Annotated in this window: 1 protein-coding gene; it reads right to left on the reverse strand. The window is 67.5% G+C overall.

Features of this window, described 5'->3' with window-relative positions:
- Positions 1 to 598 (reverse strand): thiamine pyrophosphate-binding protein (locus AD89_RS0117720; RefSeq protein ID WP_025781032.1); only part of this gene is annotated, 598 nt, incomplete at its 3' end.
- Positions 599 to 683: the final 85 nt, after the last annotated feature.

Consider the following 683-nt stretch of genomic DNA (forward strand, 5'->3'; position numbering starts at 1 on the left):
TGAGGTCGAGGATCTTCTCCGCCTGCGCCGCGGTGGCCGCAGGCTTCGCGGGTGCGAGCGGTTCGTAGGTGTCGATGTCGAAGTCGATCTCGGTCTGCTGCACGTCGATGGGCAGGTCGATGAGCACGGGACCGGGGCGGGCCGAGCGCATGAGCTGGAACGCCGTCTGGAAGACGCCTGGCACCTGTCCGGCTTCGAGCACCGTCTTTGCCATCTTCGTCACCGGTTTCGCGATCGAGGCGATGTCGACGGCCTGGAAGTCTTCCTTGTCGAGCACGGCCACGGGCGCTTGGCCGGTGATGCACAGGATCGGCTGGGAGTCGGCGGCCGCGGCGTAGAGGCCGGTGATCATGTCCGTCCCTGCCGGGCCGGAAGTGCCAAGGCAGACTCCGATGTTGCCCGGGGCCGAACGGGTGTAGCCGTCGGCCATATGCGAGGCTCCCTCGACGTGCCGGGCCAGGGTGTGGCGGATTCCGCCGTGGGCCCTCATCGCCGAATACAGCGGGTTGATCGCCGCTCCCGGCAGCCCGAAGGTCTCGGTGGCGCCTTCCTTCTCGAGGATGAGCACAACGGCGTCGACTGCGCGCATGCGTGTCATTGTTCGTCCTTTGTTCTGGAGCCGACGACGACGCTGTCGCCGGCTCGGTTCGTGGTGGGGCGGTGGGAAATCGCCGAGGCGGTCG

Source organism: Brevibacterium sp. VCM10 (genome assembly GCF_000583215.1).
In the GTDB taxonomy this organism is placed as follows: Bacteria; Actinomycetota; Actinomycetes; order Actinomycetales; family Brevibacteriaceae; genus Brevibacterium; species Brevibacterium linens.